This is a genomic window from Cereibacter changlensis JA139 (assembly GCF_003034985.1).
Lineage (GTDB): Bacteria > Pseudomonadota > Alphaproteobacteria > Rhodobacterales > Rhodobacteraceae > Cereibacter > Cereibacter changlensis.
The window spans coordinates 1-1003 of sequence record NZ_PZKG01000370.1; the positions used below are offsets into that span (position 1 = coordinate 1).

The following is a 1003-nucleotide window of genomic DNA, read 5'->3' on the forward strand; positions in this document are numbered from 1 at the left end:
TCGTGTCGAAGGTGTCGATCCGCCGGAACAGCGGGCCGAAGCCGTCGTGCAGGCGTTCGAGGTGTAGGGCAGCCCGCAGCGAGGCGCGCAGCCGCACGGTGTTTCCACCGTGCGACAGCTCGAACTCGGTCTCTGCGGGCAGCAGGCGCATGGATCAGGCCGCCATCTTCAGCTTGCGGAACACGTCCGTGCGGACCACGCCACCGCCGACGCGACGCCGGGCATGGAAGCGGGCGAGGCCGTTTGTGCGCTGCGTCAGCAGGTCGGGCAGAATGTCCAGCTCGACGCGGTCATAGATGCGATACCCGGCCTTGAAGTCACCGAAAACGACAGGGAAAGTCCCGGCGGCGATGTTCGGCATGTCCAGCACCTCGACCACGGGACGGCCCAGAATGGTCTCGGGCTGGCCTGCCTGATAGGCGGGCTGCCAGAGGAAGCGGCCATCGCCATCCTTCAGGGTGCGCAGGACGCCCAGCGTGGTGCCATTCATCGCCCAGGCACCCCGGTTCCGGTAGGTGGCGGGCATGGCGTAGAACATCTTGATCAGCGCATCCGCCGACACGTTGGCGGCATGGCCGTTGACCGTCTCGGCGATCCCGGCTGCGGTCATGAAGCCCTGCGGCTGCAAAACACCATCGCCGTTGACGAAGGCGCTGGCTTCCTTCGCACCAAAGTCTTCGGCCAGCGCGAGACGAACCTCGGCTTCGACGTTGGCGCTGTCTTCCAGCATCCGCAGCGACAGATCGACGAAGGTTCCGATCTCCTTCACCGCGATCTCCGCCTGTCCGAAGGTGGGCTCAGAGCCGGTGCGGGCGGTGGTCTCGCCGACCCAGAGCGCATTCGTGACGCCCGTGCGCTTCGGCAGCAGGATGGTGTGCGAGCTGGTCGAGCGCACGTCAGCGACGGAGCGGATCGGCGAGAACTCGACGAGGTTGCGGATGAACTCGCCGGAGACTTCCTCCGGGGCCAGCACGTAGCCGGGCGCATCGTTGGCGATGGTCAG

General features: G+C 66.5%; 1 protein-coding gene. It reads right to left on the reverse strand.

All coding sequences use genetic code 11. From position 1 onward, the window contains the following. Nucleotides 1-154: 154 nt before the first annotated feature. A partial coding sequence (locus tag C5F48_RS24125; RefSeq protein ID WP_107666163.1) for a phage major capsid protein occupies nt 155-1003 on the reverse strand: 849 nt, incomplete at its 5' end.